24 protein-coding genes are annotated in these 14976 nt (G+C 60.0%); all 24 read left to right on the top strand.

Features of this window, described 5'->3' with window-relative positions:
• The coding region (locus tag GMO_RS10190) for a transposase domain-containing protein (RefSeq protein WP_175282612.1) at positions 1 to 914 on the top strand (914 nt) is incomplete at its 5' end.
• A 61-nt stretch (positions 915 to 975) separates the two neighbouring features.
• Positions 976 to 1974 (top strand): AAA family ATPase, encoded by a 999-nt coding sequence (locus GMO_RS10185; protein WP_083813656.1) that lies wholly within the window; start codon positions 976 to 978, stop codon positions 1972 to 1974.
• Positions 1975 to 1979: 5 nt separating this feature from the next.
• Positions 1980 to 2198, top strand: coding sequence for a hypothetical protein (locus GMO_RS10180; protein ID WP_139064442.1), 219 nt, complete (start codon positions 1980 to 1982; stop codon positions 2196 to 2198).
• Positions 2195 to 2881, top strand: a complete 687-nt coding sequence (locus GMO_RS13610; RefSeq protein ID WP_008852309.1) for a transposase — start codon at positions 2195 to 2197, stop codon at positions 2879 to 2881. Before GMO_RS10180 ends, GMO_RS13610 begins: the two co-directional genes overlap by 4 nt.
• On the top strand, positions 2869 to 3132 hold the full coding sequence (locus GMO_RS10170) for a hypothetical protein (RefSeq protein ID WP_008852308.1): 264 nt from the start codon (positions 2869 to 2871) through the stop codon (positions 3130 to 3132). The genes GMO_RS13610 and GMO_RS10170 overlap by 13 nt, the downstream gene beginning before the upstream one ends.
• Positions 3129 to 3686, top strand: a complete 558-nt coding sequence (locus tag GMO_RS10165) for a hypothetical protein (protein WP_008852307.1) — start codon at positions 3129 to 3131, stop codon at positions 3684 to 3686. Before GMO_RS10170 ends, GMO_RS10165 begins: the two co-directional genes overlap by 4 nt.
• Positions 3683 to 3952, top strand: a complete 270-nt coding sequence (locus GMO_RS10160; protein ID WP_008852306.1) for a hypothetical protein — start codon at positions 3683 to 3685, stop codon at positions 3950 to 3952. Before GMO_RS10165 ends, GMO_RS10160 begins: the two co-directional genes overlap by 4 nt.
• Positions 3953 to 3962: 10 nt before the next feature.
• The gene (locus tag GMO_RS10155) at positions 3963 to 4571 is read left to right on the top strand and encodes a DUF3164 family protein (protein ID WP_040509159.1); all 609 of its coding nucleotides are present in this window, start codon (positions 3963 to 3965) and stop codon (positions 4569 to 4571) included.
• Positions 4572 to 4581: 10 nt separating this feature from the next.
• A complete protein-coding gene (locus GMO_RS10150; RefSeq protein ID WP_008852304.1) occupies positions 4582 to 4869 on the top strand; it encodes a hypothetical protein in 288 nt (95 codons plus the stop codon).
• Positions 4869 to 5270 carry a regulatory protein GemA gene (locus GMO_RS10145; protein ID WP_040509157.1) on the top strand — a complete coding sequence of 134 codons (402 nt, stop codon included), beginning with the start codon at positions 4869 to 4871 and terminating at the stop codon, positions 5268 to 5270. Before GMO_RS10150 ends, GMO_RS10145 begins: the two co-directional genes overlap by 1 nt.
• Positions 5263 to 5532: a hypothetical protein gene (locus GMO_RS10140; protein ID WP_008852302.1), complete on the top strand. Its 270-nt coding sequence runs from the start codon at positions 5263 to 5265 to the stop codon at positions 5530 to 5532. Before GMO_RS10145 ends, GMO_RS10140 begins: the two co-directional genes overlap by 8 nt.
• Before the next feature lie 104 nt (positions 5533 to 5636).
• Positions 5637 to 6194, top strand: coding sequence for a hypothetical protein (locus tag GMO_RS10135; RefSeq protein WP_040509155.1), 558 nt, complete (start codon positions 5637 to 5639; stop codon positions 6192 to 6194).
• Positions 6195 to 6312: 118 nt separating this feature from the next.
• On the top strand, positions 6313 to 6693 hold the full coding sequence (locus tag GMO_RS10130) for a helix-turn-helix domain-containing protein (protein ID WP_139064441.1): 381 nt from the start codon (positions 6313 to 6315) through the stop codon (positions 6691 to 6693).
• 58 nt (positions 6694 to 6751) lie between these two features.
• Entirely contained in the window at positions 6752 to 7456 is a 705-nt protein-coding gene (locus GMO_RS13605; RefSeq protein ID WP_008852300.1) for a glycosyl hydrolase 108 family protein, read from the top strand.
• An 81-nt stretch (positions 7457 to 7537) separates the two neighbouring features.
• Positions 7538 to 7942 carry a hypothetical protein gene (locus tag GMO_RS10120; protein ID WP_008852299.1) on the top strand — a complete coding sequence of 135 codons (405 nt, stop codon included), beginning with the start codon at positions 7538 to 7540 and terminating at the stop codon, positions 7940 to 7942.
• A 2-nt stretch (positions 7943 to 7944) separates the two neighbouring features.
• The gene (locus tag GMO_RS10115; RefSeq protein ID WP_008852298.1) at positions 7945 to 8220 is read left to right on the top strand and encodes a hypothetical protein; all 276 of its coding nucleotides are present in this window, start codon (positions 7945 to 7947) and stop codon (positions 8218 to 8220) included.
• Positions 8213 to 8341, top strand: coding sequence for a hypothetical protein (locus GMO_RS14875; RefSeq protein WP_008852297.1), 129 nt, complete (start codon positions 8213 to 8215; stop codon positions 8339 to 8341). The genes GMO_RS10115 and GMO_RS14875 overlap by 8 nt, the downstream gene beginning before the upstream one ends.
• Positions 8338 to 8649, top strand: coding sequence for a hypothetical protein (locus tag GMO_RS10110; protein WP_008852296.1), 312 nt, complete (start codon positions 8338 to 8340; stop codon positions 8647 to 8649). The genes GMO_RS14875 and GMO_RS10110 overlap by 4 nt, the downstream gene beginning before the upstream one ends.
• Positions 8650 to 8652: 3 nt before the next feature.
• On the top strand, positions 8653 to 9225 hold the full coding sequence (locus tag GMO_RS10105; RefSeq protein WP_008852295.1) for a DUF3486 family protein: 573 nt from the start codon (positions 8653 to 8655) through the stop codon (positions 9223 to 9225).
• A complete protein-coding gene (locus GMO_RS10100) occupies positions 9222 to 10787 on the top strand; it encodes a phage terminase large subunit family protein (protein ID WP_008852294.1) in 1566 nt (521 codons plus the stop codon). The genes GMO_RS10105 and GMO_RS10100 overlap by 4 nt, the downstream gene beginning before the upstream one ends.
• On the top strand, positions 10784 to 11224 hold the full coding sequence (locus GMO_RS10095; protein WP_008852293.1) for a hypothetical protein: 441 nt from the start codon (positions 10784 to 10786) through the stop codon (positions 11222 to 11224). Before GMO_RS10100 ends, GMO_RS10095 begins: the two co-directional genes overlap by 4 nt.
• Positions 11225 to 11226: 2 nt before the next feature.
• On the top strand, positions 11227 to 12957 hold the full coding sequence (locus tag GMO_RS10090) for a DUF935 domain-containing protein (protein ID WP_083813655.1): 1731 nt from the start codon (positions 11227 to 11229) through the stop codon (positions 12955 to 12957).
• Complete coding sequence (locus tag GMO_RS10085; protein WP_008852291.1) at positions 12950 to 14170, top strand: phage head morphogenesis protein; 1221 nt, start codon at positions 12950 to 12952, stop codon at positions 14168 to 14170. The genes GMO_RS10090 and GMO_RS10085 overlap by 8 nt, the downstream gene beginning before the upstream one ends.
• A 134-nt stretch (positions 14171 to 14304) precedes the next feature.
• Positions 14305 to 14814: a phage virion morphogenesis protein gene (locus GMO_RS10080; protein WP_008852290.1), complete on the top strand. Its 510-nt coding sequence runs from the start codon at positions 14305 to 14307 to the stop codon at positions 14812 to 14814.
• Positions 14815 to 14976: the final 162 nt, after the last annotated feature.

The following is a 14976-nucleotide window of genomic DNA, read 5'->3' as shown; positions in this document are numbered from 1 at the left end:
CGGGCGGCATTCCAAACCGGTTCCGCTTCAAGGTGAAGGAAGACGAGCCGGTGGGCATCATGACGCAGCTTGGCGTCGAGGTGCACTGGACGACGCCCTACTCGGGCCAGTCCAAGCCGATCGAGCGGGCATGGCGTGATCTTGCCCAGGGCGCAGCCAAGCACCCGAAGTTTGCCGGTGCCTGGACAGGTAACAACCCGATGGCGAAGCCGGAGAACTACGCGTCCAAGGCTGTTTCCATCGACGTCTTCACAGAGACCATCGCGGCGGAGATCCGGGAGCACAATGCCCGCACTGGTCGTCGGTCTGCGGTGTGTGGCGGGAAGCTGTCCTTCATGGAGGCGTTCAAGGCGTCTTATGCGGTCAGTCCGATCGTCAAGGCGACGGCCGAGCAACGGCGTCTGTGGCTGATGGCTGCCGAGAGCATCAAGCCGGATCGCAGAAGTGGCGAGATCACGCTGGAAGGAAACCGCTTCTGGGCGGAAGAACTGCTGGCGTTGCGCGGACAGCCCTGTGTGGTGCGCTTCGACCCGCAGGCGTTGCAGGAGCCGCTGCATGTGTATCGGGCGGACGGGACGTTTGTTGTGTCGGCACCGTGTATCGCGGCTGTCGGGTTCGCGGACAAGGTTGCGGCTCAGGAGCACGGCCGGGCACGGCGGCGCTTCCAGAAAGCGGCGAAAGAGCAGCTTGAGGCGACGAAAACACTGTCTCTCAAGGAGCTGGCAGCCCTGTCCGCCCCGATGCTGGAAGACGAACCGGAACCGCTGGAAGCGAAGATCATCACGCCTTTCCAGCCGGCACCACGCTTTCACGGGAATGCGGCTCTGGCGCCAGAGCCCATGAGGTTTGAAGACGAGGAAGAAGATCGGGACGCGGAAGAGGCTGCGAAGATCCTCAGTCTCTTTCGAAGGTAAAGCAAACCGGAATTTTATTTCCGGACGGACAAGTAAAACACGACTTAGAGGTCAATAAATCATGAGTGAGACGCTTATTAGCGCCGCCCCTGCTGGCGGCGAACAGGAGAGCTTTGCTCCATCGGCGGTGGCTGTTCGCTTCAAGGCACACATGGATGCAAAGGGCATGAGCCTGAGCCAGGCGGCACAGGAAAGCGGGATCGCAAAGGGCACTCTGTCCACCTGGATTCCTGGGAAATATATGGGCCGCACCGAAAACGTGGATGAAAAGGCCCAGAAGTGGCTGGATAGTGTTCAGACGCGCAGCCAGGTCCGCAAGCTGATGCCTCGGGAACCCGGCTTCCTCGAAACGCCGAGCGCACTCATTTTTCGCCAGGTCTTCGAGTATGCGCAGACCGGTCCGGACATTGGCCTGATCACCGGCAACGCTGGCGTGGGAAAAACCATGTCGGCCGAGGCGTACCGCAAGGAAACGCCGAACGTCTGGATGATGACGGCAGACAGTTCCATGCGGTCTCCAACGGCTGTCCTGCGCGAGCTGACCGAGATCGTCGACGCGGCGGAAAAGCGCGGTCCTCGCATGATGGCCCGCCTGATCCGTCGTGTTCAGGGAACGCATGGCCTGATCATCGTGGATGAAGCCCAGCACCTGCAGACGGAATCCATTGATCTGCTGCGGACGATCAATGACCGGGCGCAGATTGGCCTGGTCTTCATGGGCAATGAGCCTCTGAAGGGCCGCATCGAGGGCATGTCCCGAGATACCTCGCATGCGCAGATCTTTTCCCGCATCGGTATGCGCAAGAACCGCAAGCAGCCCCAGGTGAAAGACACACGGGCAATTTTTGATGCCTGGGGGATCGACGACGCGAACCTGTTCCAGCTTTGCCGCTGGATTGCCGGCCAGCCCGGTGGGCTTCGGTCCATGAACAAGACGCTGCGGTATGCCTGGATGATCGCTGCCTCTGATGAGCGGAATCAGATCACCGAGCGTGACATCCAGTCTGCCTGGAGTTCGCTGACGAATGGCGAGCTTCCCTCTTATGCAGGGAGGGAGTGACCGCCATGGCACGCAAGCCGAGCAAGGTTTCCCAGGACGATGCCGTCAAAGCCAGGACGGATGACGAGATCCATGAGGCGTTTCTGCAGATCACGGACAAGCGCCAGGTGACAGCCAGTATTTCTCCGGAATCCAGAGCCGTGATCCGGGATTTCCTCGCATCCCTGGACGGAGACCTGCGTGTCTTCCAGGTGCTCTCCGTTCTTGAGGAGGCATTCTCGTGAACGTGGTGAAAGCAGCCCCGCGCCTGGAGCGCGCGGGGAAAACGCCGAGCCAGAAGGCGATCCTCTGGCTGCTGCGTGAGTATGGCCGTGTACGGCATGAGCGCGGGTCACGGGAGTTCCGGTGGCGCATGACGGACGGGATCGTGACGGTGCTGCCTGAACCGGGGCCATGGGAGTTCCTGCAAGCCTGTGGCGTGATCGTTCTGGATCCACAGGGGTTCGCTACCCTGACGGAAACCGGCCGGGCGATCTGTGCCGGCTATCGGGGCGCGCCACCGGTGGTGACGGCCGGACGGCTGCCGGATCAGGCGACGTGGCTCACGGATGAGCAGATGGAACGGATCGAACCGTTTCTGCCGCTGTCGCATGGGATCGCCCGTCTGGAGGACCGGAATGTCCTGAGCGCGATCGTGCATGTCCTGCGGCACGGACTGCGGTGGAGCGATGTGCCGGCTGAATATGGTGTGCCTTATCGCCGTCTGCGCAATCGCCTGATCCGTTGGGCGGAGATGGACGTGATGGATCGTGTCCTGGCGAACCTCATGGAACGTCGCGACGGTGTGCTCCGGCTGATGGTGAGCGAACGTCAGTTCCGGTTGCATCCGACCGGTGCGCTGCTGGCGGCACGCGGGCTGTTTCCGGTCGTCGCTCCGATTGAAGAGGACATGCCATGCGCGGCGTAAAGTCCATCCGGGAACTCAGTGCTGAACTGGCTGAAAAGCATGGGGTGAGCGCTGAATACGGCCGCCGCAGCATTGCCGGGTATTTCGGCAAGTTTCCTGCGGAACGTTCGCTCTCGCGCCTGAAGAGAAGCCGCGAGCTTAATCCGATCGAGAACCCGTCGGCTGGGCAGAAAGTCATTGTCGATGCGGTCGCCTACTACCCTGAAAACCTGACTGTGGGCGACGTGCTCGCCCTGGGAGCAAAGTCATGAACGCTGTTGCCATGCTTCGGGAAGCCGCTTCCCAGACGATGGGTTTCGACATGGGATGGCTGCCGAAGGCGCAGGCTGTCCTGATCAATCTTTTCTCCCGGTGCGGGGATGAAACGACGGTTGAGGATTGCATGGAAGGCATCAACCGGGTGGGACCGGATGGTGTCATGGGAGCCTGTGAGCGCCGGATCGCGCTGCGTCTCCTGGCACGGCTGCCGGCCGATCGCCTGATCAGCGATGTGCGGAACGAACTGGTGCAGGATCTCGACCAGAACGCGGTGGAGGACTGCCTCGCAGTTTCTGAAACCCTGTCGATGGAACTCTTCCGGGATGCGGCGGCGATCCGCGGTCTGGGGTTCGTGTCCATCAGCCGGACGCAGGGCGAAGAGTTTGCGCGGAATCTCGAAGCCAAGGCGGAAAAGGCGCGTCAGCTGGAAAACGAGAACGCGGTTCTGCGCGCCCGGCTGGGGATGCAGGCGCGTCCATACTCCGCCTTGATCCAGCAGAAAGCAGATCTGCGGGATGCCCTTGCAGGGTGGAGGGCTTGGGTATGACCGGCGTTATCAGCAGCCTCGACGGCGTGATTGCCGCTCTGAAATGCGATGCCCGTGCACAGATCGCCCGGACGGCAACGCTTTCACTCGCAGGTGAAATCCAGGTCATCCACGCGGCTATGGAGCGGGTCTCGCATCAGCCGTCGGGTGCACTCTCCCGGAGCGATGAGCAGCTTGTGTGGAACGCGGCCATCGCCTGCGTGATCGCCATGACGATCCAGACTGAGGCGCATCACGCGCCTCTCCCGAAAACAGACGTGAATTGAGGACATGACCATGACAGACGAACGCATCATTGAATGCTGGGACGGCTCCCGTATTCCGGCGCGTCGGTATGATCCGCGCCGCCTTCTGGCGCATGACACCGCGCATAAGCTCGTGAGCCAGGCGCATGTGCTTCGGGACATCATCCGCGAAGAAAAGCTGAAATTTTATGCCGAGGTGGACGCCTATATCGACCTGGTTCTGGAAAGTTACGGCGCGCGGCTTGGTGGATCGCGCGGCGGCCTTCGGATCGAGGCGATTGACGGGGTGTGCAAAGTCGATGTGTCAGTAACGGATTATCAGTCCGTCACGGCGGCGATCGAGGCGGCACGGGTTCTGATGAACGAGATCCTGGACGATCTGGTCGGGGATGCCTCCGATGACCTGCGCGCGATTGTGGCCAATGCCTTCGCACGCAATTCGAAGACCGGGAAAATCAGCACGGAGCGGGTTCTGTCCCTGCGGCAGCTCAGTCTCTCCCATCCAAAATGGCCCCAGGCGAAAGATGCGATTTCCGATGCTGTCGTTACGGCCGGCAGCAAAAGGTACATCCGGTTCCACGAACGGGCGACGCCGTCTGATCCGTGGAAGCAGGTCGATCTTAATTTCTCATCGCTGTGAGGGGCCTGCGATGATGAACAAGAAATTCGACATCGAGGCCAGCCAGACCGTCTGCGTGATACTCCTGAAAACAGCTTTTTCAGAGGCCTTCATGGCAGAATTTCGGGAGGGCTTTTATCCGTTTTTCGAACTGAGTGATCATGCCAAGCATATCGCGCAGCTGGTGGCGCGGGGGGTGGTTGATGAAATCACCGCACATTCCGGCCGCGATCAGTTTGTCGAAGGTTATGGCCCGATTGGAGAGTTTGTCGCAGTCGCCAAAGTAACCGATTTCTTCAATGACGAGGTCATTTCGTGATGGCTGATAATCGCAAGGGGCGTTACGCCAAGCTGTCCATTGCCCGCAAGGAGCTGTGCCTGGACGAGGATGCGTTCCGCGACCGGCTGGAACGGGAGACTGGAAAGCGGTCCATGCGGCAGATGAGCATTGCCGAACTGGATAAGGTTCTGGACGGGTTCAAGAAGGACGGTTTCCGTCCTGCCAGGCGGCCGGCGGTGTCATCCCGGCCGGAGGTTCGGAAGGTCTTTGCCCTGTGGAAGGAACTCGCGCCAGCGCTTCGATCGGGCGGAACGCGGGAGAGCCTGAGGGCTTTCGTGAAGCGGATGGTCGGCGTGGACGATCCGAACTTCCTGTCTGGCTCGCAGGCTGGCGTTGTGATTGAAGCGCTTAAAGCCTGGGAGAAGCGCATTCATGAATGAAAAAAAGCCATCCGCGATGACGGAGCCGCAGTTCAAGCAACGTCTGCGGCTGGAAAATCTGGAAATCAGTCTTATCCGGCTGCGGCGAATGGTCGCCCTGGCACTGAACAGCGGTCTGGAAAAGAACCGAGAAACATTGGAGCTGGAGATCGGCTTTCTGCAGGTTCGGTTATGCGAGCTTGCCGATGCCGGAGACATCTCGGCTGCCGAATGCAAGCGGCATGCAGGCGGCGTGCTTGGCGTGTTGAAAAACCGGGAATAATGGAGCCTGAAAGTTAGGAGACAGAACTCTGCCACCTCAGCTTTGTTTTGTTGTAACATTCCTCGAAATGCACTGTTGACCGTTTATCGCGGGAAGAGCTCACAATGAACAAAGAAAACGAAGCCAGTTCTGTCCCTTTTCAAAAGGCCGTCCATGCCCTCTGGGCCTCTATTTTCTGTATGAACGAGCAGGCTGAAGAATATGTGAAAGGTCATGAGAAATTCACTGATGCGTCCCGCAACGCATGGGAAAATGAATTCGCGAACGCCTGCGCACAAGTGTGTTTGAAGATTGTGGATGTGATACGGGAAGGCGATCTGGATGAGGTTTGGTTGAAAAAGCACGTCCTGAAAACTCCATTTCCCGCTCCGGCTGATAGGATGTCTATGTTGTCAGTGCGGGCAGAAGGAGCTTGCAGGGCTCTTAAGAAGCTAGATCTCGCGAAAGAACATCCTAAAGAGGAAAGCAATCGGGAAGCGTCCACTCTTATCCAGAAGCTTATTCATGACTTGATCTGGTCCATAGCTATGACATGCAGGGATTTTCCTTGGCTCTTTGAGGCAATAGAGAAAAAGCGTGCTGAGTGGCTTCTGAAAAATGCTGGCCCCAGAAGATACAATAATGATTTGCTCAAATGTTCCCTTCGAGCGATCGAAGGATAATCTGCAATAGAGAAAAGAGCCCCTTCACCGGGGCTCTTTTTTTGTCAGCATGATTATTGCGAGCATGGTACACTCCGGCTTGCAGAATGCAGAAATCAGGGAAATTTCAGGAATGGATGTGGTGCCGCCTCCGCAGATCAAGTGGCTTGTTGACGCCATTGGCGAAGAGGCTGCATTGGGATTTCTGGATAGCAATGGCGGCCGCAGGATCTGGGTGCCGACAAAGGCCAGAGGTTCGAAATTCGCCCGGCTTTATGGTGAGGATATTGCAGCCGCGCTGAGTGCGCACTGCGGTGGGAATCATTACGATGTTCCGCTGTGTCGTGAGTGGCGCACGATGCTGTTCTATTGCCAGGGGATGTCCATCAGCGATATTGCTTTCCGCCTTGGATGTTCCCGCTCCGCCGTCATTCGCATTCTTGGCGGCCGGACCCGGAAAATCATCTGTCGACGTGAGCAGAGCATGAGCGACAACAGACAGATGGCGCTCTTTGGATAATTCCGGGGAGCGATCGCATCCCTGATAGAGGAAACGCCCTCCCCGTATTCTGCCGGGCATGCAGACGAATTTCGACATAGCGGCACAGTTCACGGCCTCGCGCGAGGGGCTTTACCAGTGCATCCGGACCGATGCCGGAAACTGGACCCTCGGGAGCGTTGGCCAGGGCAATCTCGTGGGCACGATGCGCGGCATTTCCGCGCCGGTCATGGGACGCTGGCTGGGGGATCCGGCCATGGTCACGCCCGCTGTCATGAAATCCGTTACGACAGACACGTTCAACGCCATCGCGCGATCCCTGTTCTGGCGGGCGGTCAATGGGGATCAGCTTCCTTCAGGACTGGACCTGCTGCTGTTCGACTTTGCGTTCAACAGCGGCGTGGCGCGGGCGGCGAAGCAGCTTCAGCGGGTGCTGTGTCTTGAGGCTGATGAGATCGACGGCGATATCGGCGAAATCACGCTTGAAGCCATTCTTCATGTTCCGGTCGATAATATCACCTGGGCGCTGTCCGACCGTTTTCGCCGGCAGTTGCAGGACGATCTTGGCGTTGCGTCTGACGGGGTGATCGGGCCGGTCAGTCTTCGTGCCATTCAGGAACAGAGCAGCCGGCTGCGGGTGCTGATCTATGCGGTCGCCAGCCAGCAGGAGGCCGCTTACCGCTCTTTCCGTGGTTTTGCGCAATATGGCGGCGGATGGCTTTCACGGTTGAGCGCACGGGTTGAGAAATCCCTGTCGCTCCTGTCAGAGCCAGCGCTGGCGTAACGGTTCCGGCCGTTGCGGGCGCGCGGCGGCATTCGGTTTTCCTGCGCGAGAACGCGGCGCACAGACCAACAGGAGCCCGTCATGGGTCTCAAGATCAATCTTTCCACTGTTACTTCCGCGCTCGCCATGGCGACGCCATTCGTAACGAGCATGCTCTCCGGCAAGGGGGCGGCTTACCAGAAGATCGCCAGCCAGGCTGTGCGTGCCGCTGTTACGTCCACTGACAACGGCGTCGACAAGCTCGTGACATCTTTCACGACGTTCGAAGCCAGCGAACCGCTGGTCCAGACCGCTGCTGGCGAGTTTGTGACCCTGGCCAAGGCTGCCGGCTTCTCTGTCCCGGAACTTGATGCGGTGCAGGCTCACATCAAGTCCGCCATCTATGATCTGGCGACGGCGATCATCCCCGCTGACCAGCTCACCGCTCCTGCCACCACGGCCAGTACGGCTTCCGGATCGTCTGCTGCCGCTTCCCCGGCTGCCTGACGATGGACGCGGCCCATCTGGCCGCGAGCGTGGTTCTACCATGGCCGGTGATGATCATTGCCCTGTTTATCGGGCTGGTCATCACCGTCTGGGCCGTGATTGCGCTGGTGCGGCATCCGATCATCGAGCGGCGCATCGCGCGCCTGGAACAGGGACACCTCATAAACGAGGAGCGGGATCGGCACATGCAGTCCATGCTGGAGAAAATTTCCCATGACCAGGAGTGCTCCAACCAGCTGCTCCATCTCATTGTCGAGGGGCATATGAAACGTGATTAATCGAATTTCCACCCCGCTGCTCATTGTGCTGGCAGTTGCGGCAGGCATCCTGCTGGGCGTCGCGGCTGATGGGGCGGCTGGTCCGCATGTGACGCATCTGTCGCGGGGGGACCGGCTGTGAACGCTGTTCGCAAGACACTGCTGGAAGATCGCCGCTGGTTCGTGCTGGATGCGATTGCACAGATGGCTGACCGCACCCTGAATGAAGATGTGATCCTGATGTCCATCCGCGCCATGGGACGGCCGGCCAAGGTGGACGATATCCGCGAGGATCTTGAGCATCTGGAGCGCGAGGGCTGCGTCGTGCTGAACCGCATGGTGCTTTCACCGGGACGTGCGCTCTGGGTGGCGACCCTGACGGCTGAAGGTCTTCAGGCCCGTGACAACCTGCGCGACGTGCCGGGTGTGGCAGCGCGAAGGCCGCTTTAAGCCATGGCGCGTCCATCCTCCGTCGACCGGCTGCCGGACGAGATCCGTGAGCGTATCGGCCAGTTGCGGGATGCGGGATTTACGATCGACGAGATCCTCTCTGCCCTCGCGGAGCTGGAAGGCGTGGAGATCAGTCGCTCTGCCCTTGGCCGGCATATTCAGGGTCTCGACAAGCTGGGCGTTCAGATGCGCCGCTCCCGGGATGTGGCGACTGCTCTGGTCGGCAAGCTGGGGACGGCTGAGGTCGGACGGAATGCGCAGCTGAATATCGAGCTGATGCATACGGTTATTCTCGACCTGTTCATGAAGGCACAGGCCGGTGAAGGAACAGAGCTTTCCAAGGGTGGTCAGGCTTTTGCCAAGCGCGATCCGATGGGCATCCAGCTCGTTGCGAAGGCTCTGGAGCACCTGGCGAAAGCCAGCAAGACGGACGCGGAATACCGGGCGGAAGTCGAAAAGCAGGTCCGTGAAAGACTGGCGGCCGAGGCCAAGGAAAACATCGGCAAGGTCGCGGCCAGTCAGGGGCTCTCCGCTGAGACGGCCAAGGCCATCATGGAAGGGCTGATTACGACATGAGCGGCATCTTCCTGAAGTGCCAGGCGGAATTTCTTGAATGCATGATGACCGAGCAGGTCACGGTCGAGGAGAAGTCCCGACGGACAGGCTTTTCCTGGACTGCATCATTTGGCGCTGATCTTACGGCCGCCAAAGCCAAGAACGCCGGCGGCATGGACGTGTTCTATCTCGGGTACAACCTCGAAATGGCGCGCGAATTCATCGACTACTGCGCCGAACATGCTGCCGTCATGGAAGCGGCCGCATCGGAAGTTCATGAGAGTTTCTGGCATGACCCGGACAACCCGGAGAAGGACACCAAGGTTTTCCGGATCGATTTTGCATCAGGGTTCAAGATCCTTGCTCTGCCGTCCCGCCCGAGAGCGCTGCGAGGCATGCAGGGCCTGGTCATTATCGACGAGGCCGCGTTCCATGATGACCTCGAAGAACTGCTGAAGGCGGCGATCGCGTTGCTGATGTGGGGCGGCCGGGTCGTGATCATCAGCACGCATGATGGTGACACCAATCCGTTCAACGTGCTTGTCCAGGCGATCCTGTCAGGGAAAAAGCCTTACAGGCTCCTGCGCACGACACTCGATGATGCTCTCGAAGACGGCCTTTACAAGAAGATGTGCATCCGGAAAGGCCAAGTCTGGTCTGAGGAGGCGCAGAAGAAATGGCGCGATGATCTGATCAAGTTCTACGGCTCGGCTGCTGACGAAGAACTGTTCTGCATTCCGAACCCGAGTTCCGGAGCGTTCATCCCGCTTGCCCTGATCGAGGCGCGCTCGGTGCCCGATATTCCCGTGATCCGCTGGGAGTGCAAAGGCGCGTTTGCCCTGCTGGCGGAACGGCTGCGGGAAATCGAGACCCGGGCATTCTGCGAGGCGGAGATTGCGGGAATTCTGGACCTGCTAGATCAGCGGACATCGCATGTCTTCGGTGGTGACTTCGCACGCTCAGGCGATCTGACGGTTTTCTGGTTCATGGCGATCGAGAAGGACACGACGCGTACCACCGTGCTGGTGGTGGAGCTGCGGAACGTGCCGTTCGAACAGCAGAAGCAGATCCTGCATTTCATTCTCGACCGTCTGCCTCGTCTTCGGGCGGGCAAGATGGACGCAACCGGAAACGGGGCTTATCTGGCCGAGGTGACGGTGCAGCGGTACGGATCGCGCATCGAAGCCGTGAAGATGTCGGAAAACTGGTATCGCGAAGAGATGCCACCCCTGAAGGCGGCGTTCGAAGACGCGACCATTACGCTGCCCCGTGATCAGGAAATTCAGGACGATATCCGGTCCCTGAAAATGGTGCGCGGTGTTGCGCGCATTCCCGATCAGCGCGCCGGATCCAGCAAGGCGAAGCGCCATGGCGACGCTGCCGTGGCCATCGCCATGGCTTATGCCGCCAGCCGTGCGGATCCGGAAGAGTATGGCTATCAGGCCGCGCCTGCTCCGTATTCGATCCAGTCGGAAACCGCGTCGGCGACGACGTCCTGGCCGTCAGAACAGGAGATCCGTGAGGAGCGGTTCAGGGGGCATACGGGCCTCGACAGTTACGGCGTGCGTGGGAGATTGCTGTGAGCAGCTGGGAAATCGCGTTTTTTGCAGCCTGTGCGGTGATCGTCGTGCTGTGTCTGGTGCTTGTGTGGGTCTCGTATCTGGCCCGGGAAGCCCAGAAGGCCAAAGACGCCGAACAGGCCGTCCAGACGGCGCAGGAAGAAGCGGCGATGCAGCGGGCCATGTCCCAGGCACAGACGGATGCAGCCCCTACGGATGAAGCGCTGGATACGGCACTGGCCAATAAAACCTTTATCCTGCTGATCGTCCTGCCGATCGCGCTTTCGGCCTGTGCCGCTCGGCCGACGACGCCGTGTCCGGTTCTAGTGACCTATTCAACGGCGGATGATCTGGCGCTTAAAGCGGAATTAGACGCCTCTAAGACGCCCGTCATTCATCGATATATCCGCGATTATGGCGGTCTGCGTGCCCAGGTGCGCGTCTGCGCGAAAGGACAGTGACAGTGGCACTCCTCGACGCATCGGGTCGCCCGATCCCTGCCTCACAGCTGAAGCGACAGAGCGCCGGACCGACCATGGTCGGAATGCGGCCGGCTGCCGTCAGCACACCCATGGCCGGGATGAACCCTGGAACGCTGGGGCACCTGATGCAGGCTGCGGACCTGGGAGACAGTCTGGCCTGGCAGATGATCGCAGCCGAGATCGAGCGGCGGGATCTGCACTATCTGGGTGTATTGAGTACCCGCAAGCGGTCCGTGTCCCAGCTGCCGATCACGGTCACACCGGCCGATGACAGCCGCAAGGCGACGAAGATCGCGGACTGGGTGCGTGACTGGGTGGATACCGGTCTGCTGCGCCGTAACCTGTTCGACATGCTGGACGCCATCGGCAAGGGTTTCAGTGTGCTGGAGATCGACTGGAAACTGGAGCCGGGAAACAACCGGCCGGGCAATTTCCTGTTCCGTCCGCAGCGCTGGTTCGAGATCAGTTACCAGGACGGCGAGACGATCAATCTGCGGTCGGACACCGGAGCGCAATATGCGCCTGGCATCGAGGGCGGTCCGCCGCTCTTTGGTCAGGAAAGCATGAGCGAGCGCTCGTTCGTGGTGCATCGTCATCCGAGCTGGTCTGGTCTGACGATCCAGAGCGGGCTGACACGGGCCGTTGCCTGGGCGGTCATGTTCAAGATGTTCACCCTCCGGGACTGGTCAATCTTTGTTCAGAACTATGGTCTGCCGATGCGGATCGGAACCTACGGGCCGGAGAGTTCGGAAGAGGATCGTCAGGTTCTGTGGGAAGCTGTCACGGATATTGCCGGATCCTGCGCGGCCATCATTCCGAAAGGGATGGAAGTCCAGTTCATCGAACCGAAAGGGGGTGCCGGATCACATGAGCTGCACCTTGCGCGGGTCCGCTGGTTTGACGAACAGATCTCGAAGGCTGTCCTGGGACAGACCGGAACTGCTGACAGCCATCAGGGCGCACATGCCTCCAGTTCCACGCACAGGCTGGTTCAGGAAGACATCGAGCGCGCGGATGCACTGCTTCTGTCGCACACGGCCAACGAGCAGATCGTCAAGCCGATGGTGGATTTCAGCTATGGTCCCCAGACGAAATACCCGCTGATCAGTATTGGCCGACCGGACGAGCCGACGCTTGCGGAACTGATCAATGCCATTCAGTACGCTGGACCGCAGGGATGGAAGGTCCGTGCACAGGATCTGTATGACCGTTTCTCTCTCACGCCACCGGAAGAAGGCGATGTGGTGGTCGGACAGACGGCGCAGCCCCAGGCGGTGGAAGCGCCGCAGGCAGAAGCACCGACCGTGGAGCCGGCGCGTGACAAGCCGGGCAGCGTTACGCCTCCCAGCATGCATCAGCCGCGTGAAACCGAGCAGCAGCCCCAGACGATGCCGGCACAGCAGCCGGAGCAGACGGCGCTGCATACGCAGATCGGCCGTCTTCTGGAGCTGCATGTGCAATCTGAGGGGCCGGAACTCGTCGAGCTGATGACGCGGCGTCTGGCACGGGATGCCTCGGCCGGGTTGTCCCGCATGACGGAATCAGCACGGCGCGTCGTGGAGCAGGCCGGAAGTCTTGAAGCCATGGAGAACGGCCTGAAGGCGCTCGACCTGCCGACGCAGGAATTCGAAGACGCCATGGCCAATGGCATCGCGATCGCCCAGATGGCGGGACAGGCGCAGATGCTTCAGCAGATGCATCGTCGTGGCTGACAGCCCTGATCTGACGCTGCTGGACGGCGCGGGCCTCGCGCCGAGTGAAGCCATCAGCTTCTTTCGGCAGAAGGCGCTCCTTCCGTCCGAGCGCTTTGGTGATGTCATGGGAGAGGCCCATGCGCGGGCCTTCACCGTTGCGGGGGCGGCCTCAGAGGCGCTTCTGAATGACCTGAAAGCGGCTGTGAACACGGCCTTGACCAATGGCACCACGCTTGCGGATTTTCGCAAGGATTTCGACCGGATCGTCGCCAGGCATGGCTGGGAGCATGGGAGTGATCCCGGCTGGCGCGCGAAGATCATCTATGACACCAATCTGTCCACGGCGTATGCGGCCGGGCAGTATGCGCAGCTGGCGACGCCAGAGGCTCGCGACATCTTTCCGGCATGGCGATACCGGCATCATTCCTGCCCGCATCCTCGTCCTGAGCATGTTGCCTGGGACGGGCTTGTCCTCGCGAATGATGATCCGTGGTGGGACACGCATTTCCCTCCCAATGGCTGGCGCTGCCACTGCACGGTTGAGCCGGTTACCCGATCCGATCTGCGACGGAACAACTGGACGGTGTCAGAAGCGCCCCCTCTGGATCCGCGTCCCTGGCGAAACCCGGCGACGGGAAAGATCGAGACGGTGCCCAAGGGCATCGATCCGTCGTTCGATTACAATCCGGGCAAGGCATGGCTGGAAGGGCGCAAGGCTGCGCAGGCTGAACGGGCACCGCTGACGCCACGCACGCATGACGGGCCGACGCCTGTCCATCACATTCCGCCGGCCGAGCGTGAGGCGCTGCAGGCCAAGGATATCACGGACCTTCTCAAACCGGGTGCCCAGGGAGAGGTCACGGCGGGGACGTTGCCTGTGGAGGTTCAGCATGTCCTGGGATCTGGCACGCCTGACGTCATTCTTTCAAACGATACGCTGAGCAAGAATGATCCGCGCCATCCCGAGATGCGCCCTGAGTACGTCAAGCTGCCGCAACTCCTTCAGCGGCCGCTTATCGCTCAGACGCTTCCGAAACCGCTGCATGTGCGCCTGATCTCAGGTCTGGGGAGCAAGTTGTACAATCTGGTGATCAAACGGACCCGGGACGGGCAGCATGTCTATGTCCAGTCGTTCCTGCGGACGCGCGCCGAAGAAGTCGCCCGCATGCTTCGCCAGACGGAGCCCTTCTATCGTCAGGACTTTGATATTTCCGATTATGATGAAGACTGACGCACCGGTGGGCCTACCACTTCCCACATTGCGCTCCTGCTCCTGAACGGAGCAATGCTACGGCAGGTAGATTATCACCGTGTCACAGCGCGTCAGCATCGCACCGTAACGCCGTCTGAAAGGAAATTGCAAGCATGGCGAGCATTACGCTGAAAGGCAGTTTTGAGCCTGTACAGGCGGCACTGGACGGCATCGCCGCGATCGGACGCAATCCAGAAGCCGTGCTCCAGGCGGCCGGGCAGATTGTTCTTCGCTCCACCCGACATCGCATCGAGCAGCAGGTGGATCCGAATGGCGTGCCGTTCACACCGCTCAATCCGCTCTATGCGCTGACCAAGGAAGGCCCGGGCATTCTCCGTGGGCCTGACTTCAATTCAGGGCTTTATGGTTCGCTGACGGCGCGGGCGAGAGGAAATGTCCTGGTCTGGGGATCGAACAAGGTTTATGCGCCCGTTCACCAGTTCGGAGCCGTGATCCAGCCCAAGAAAGGCAATCACCTGTCTTTCGAGATGGGAGGTCATCTTTTCCATGTCGGCAGCGTGTTCGTTCCCGCAAGACCGTTCCTGGGCTTTACTGCGCAGGACAGGGAAGATGTTGTCGACGCATTGGAGGGTTTTCTGCGTCGTGCGATGCGTCGCGGATGAATGAAAAGGGTGATCCAGTTTTTGAACACGTTTAAGACAGTTTAAGACGGGTCTACAGCGCGTTTGGGGCCTCTCCGGTAGAACCGGAGGTGGAAACATCCTTCCCAAGCCTTCTGGCGCAAATTTTCCGGGGTGCATTGACGCCCCTGAATACGTGTTCTG

This window comes from Gluconobacter morbifer G707, assembly GCF_000234355.1.
Classification (GTDB): domain Bacteria; phylum Pseudomonadota; class Alphaproteobacteria; order Acetobacterales; family Acetobacteraceae; genus Gluconobacter; species Gluconobacter morbifer.
This window is presented reverse-complemented; position numbering and strand designations above follow the sequence as displayed.

What these genes read in the sequence shown, in the direction of transcription:
- GMO_RS10105 (WP_008852295.1), top strand. Translation starts at nt 8,653, where the DNA reads ATGGCGCGTCCATCCTCCGTCGACCGGCTGCCGGACGAGATCCGTGAG.
- GMO_RS10170 (WP_008852308.1), top strand. Translation starts at nt 2,869, where the DNA reads ATGCGCGGCGTAAAGTCCATCCGGGAACTCAGTGCTGAACTGGCTGAA.
- GMO_RS13605 (WP_008852300.1), top strand. Translation starts at nt 6,752, where the DNA reads ATGCAGACGAATTTCGACATAGCGGCACAGTTCACGGCCTCGCGCGAG.
- GMO_RS10165 (WP_008852307.1), top strand. Translation starts at nt 3,129, where the DNA reads ATGAACGCTGTTGCCATGCTTCGGGAAGCCGCTTCCCAGACGATGGGT.
- GMO_RS10150 (WP_008852304.1), top strand. Translation starts at nt 4,582, where the DNA reads ATGATGAACAAGAAATTCGACATCGAGGCCAGCCAGACCGTCTGCGTG.
- GMO_RS10180 (WP_139064442.1), top strand. Translation starts at nt 1,980, where the DNA reads ATGGCACGCAAGCCGAGCAAGGTTTCCCAGGACGATGCCGTCAAAGCC.
- GMO_RS10160 (WP_008852306.1), top strand. Translation starts at nt 3,683, where the DNA reads ATGACCGGCGTTATCAGCAGCCTCGACGGCGTGATTGCCGCTCTGAAA.
- GMO_RS10185 (WP_083813656.1), top strand. Translation starts at nt 976, where the DNA reads ATGAGTGAGACGCTTATTAGCGCCGCCCCTGCTGGCGGCGAACAGGAG.
- GMO_RS10155 (WP_040509159.1), top strand. Translation starts at nt 3,963, where the DNA reads ATGACAGACGAACGCATCATTGAATGCTGGGACGGCTCCCGTATTCCG.
- GMO_RS10140 (WP_008852302.1), top strand. Translation starts at nt 5,263, where the DNA reads ATGAATGAAAAAAAGCCATCCGCGATGACGGAGCCGCAGTTCAAGCAA.
- GMO_RS10115 (WP_008852298.1), top strand. Translation starts at nt 7,945, where the DNA reads ATGGACGCGGCCCATCTGGCCGCGAGCGTGGTTCTACCATGGCCGGTG.
- GMO_RS10120 (WP_008852299.1), top strand. Translation starts at nt 7,538, where the DNA reads ATGGGTCTCAAGATCAATCTTTCCACTGTTACTTCCGCGCTCGCCATG.
- GMO_RS10135 (WP_040509155.1), top strand. Translation starts at nt 5,637, where the DNA reads ATGAACAAAGAAAACGAAGCCAGTTCTGTCCCTTTTCAAAAGGCCGTC.
- GMO_RS10145 (WP_040509157.1), top strand. Translation starts at nt 4,869, where the DNA reads ATGGCTGATAATCGCAAGGGGCGTTACGCCAAGCTGTCCATTGCCCGC.
- GMO_RS10100 (WP_008852294.1), top strand. Translation starts at nt 9,222, where the DNA reads ATGAGCGGCATCTTCCTGAAGTGCCAGGCGGAATTTCTTGAATGCATG.
- GMO_RS10080 (WP_008852290.1), top strand. Translation starts at nt 14,305, where the DNA reads ATGGCGAGCATTACGCTGAAAGGCAGTTTTGAGCCTGTACAGGCGGCA.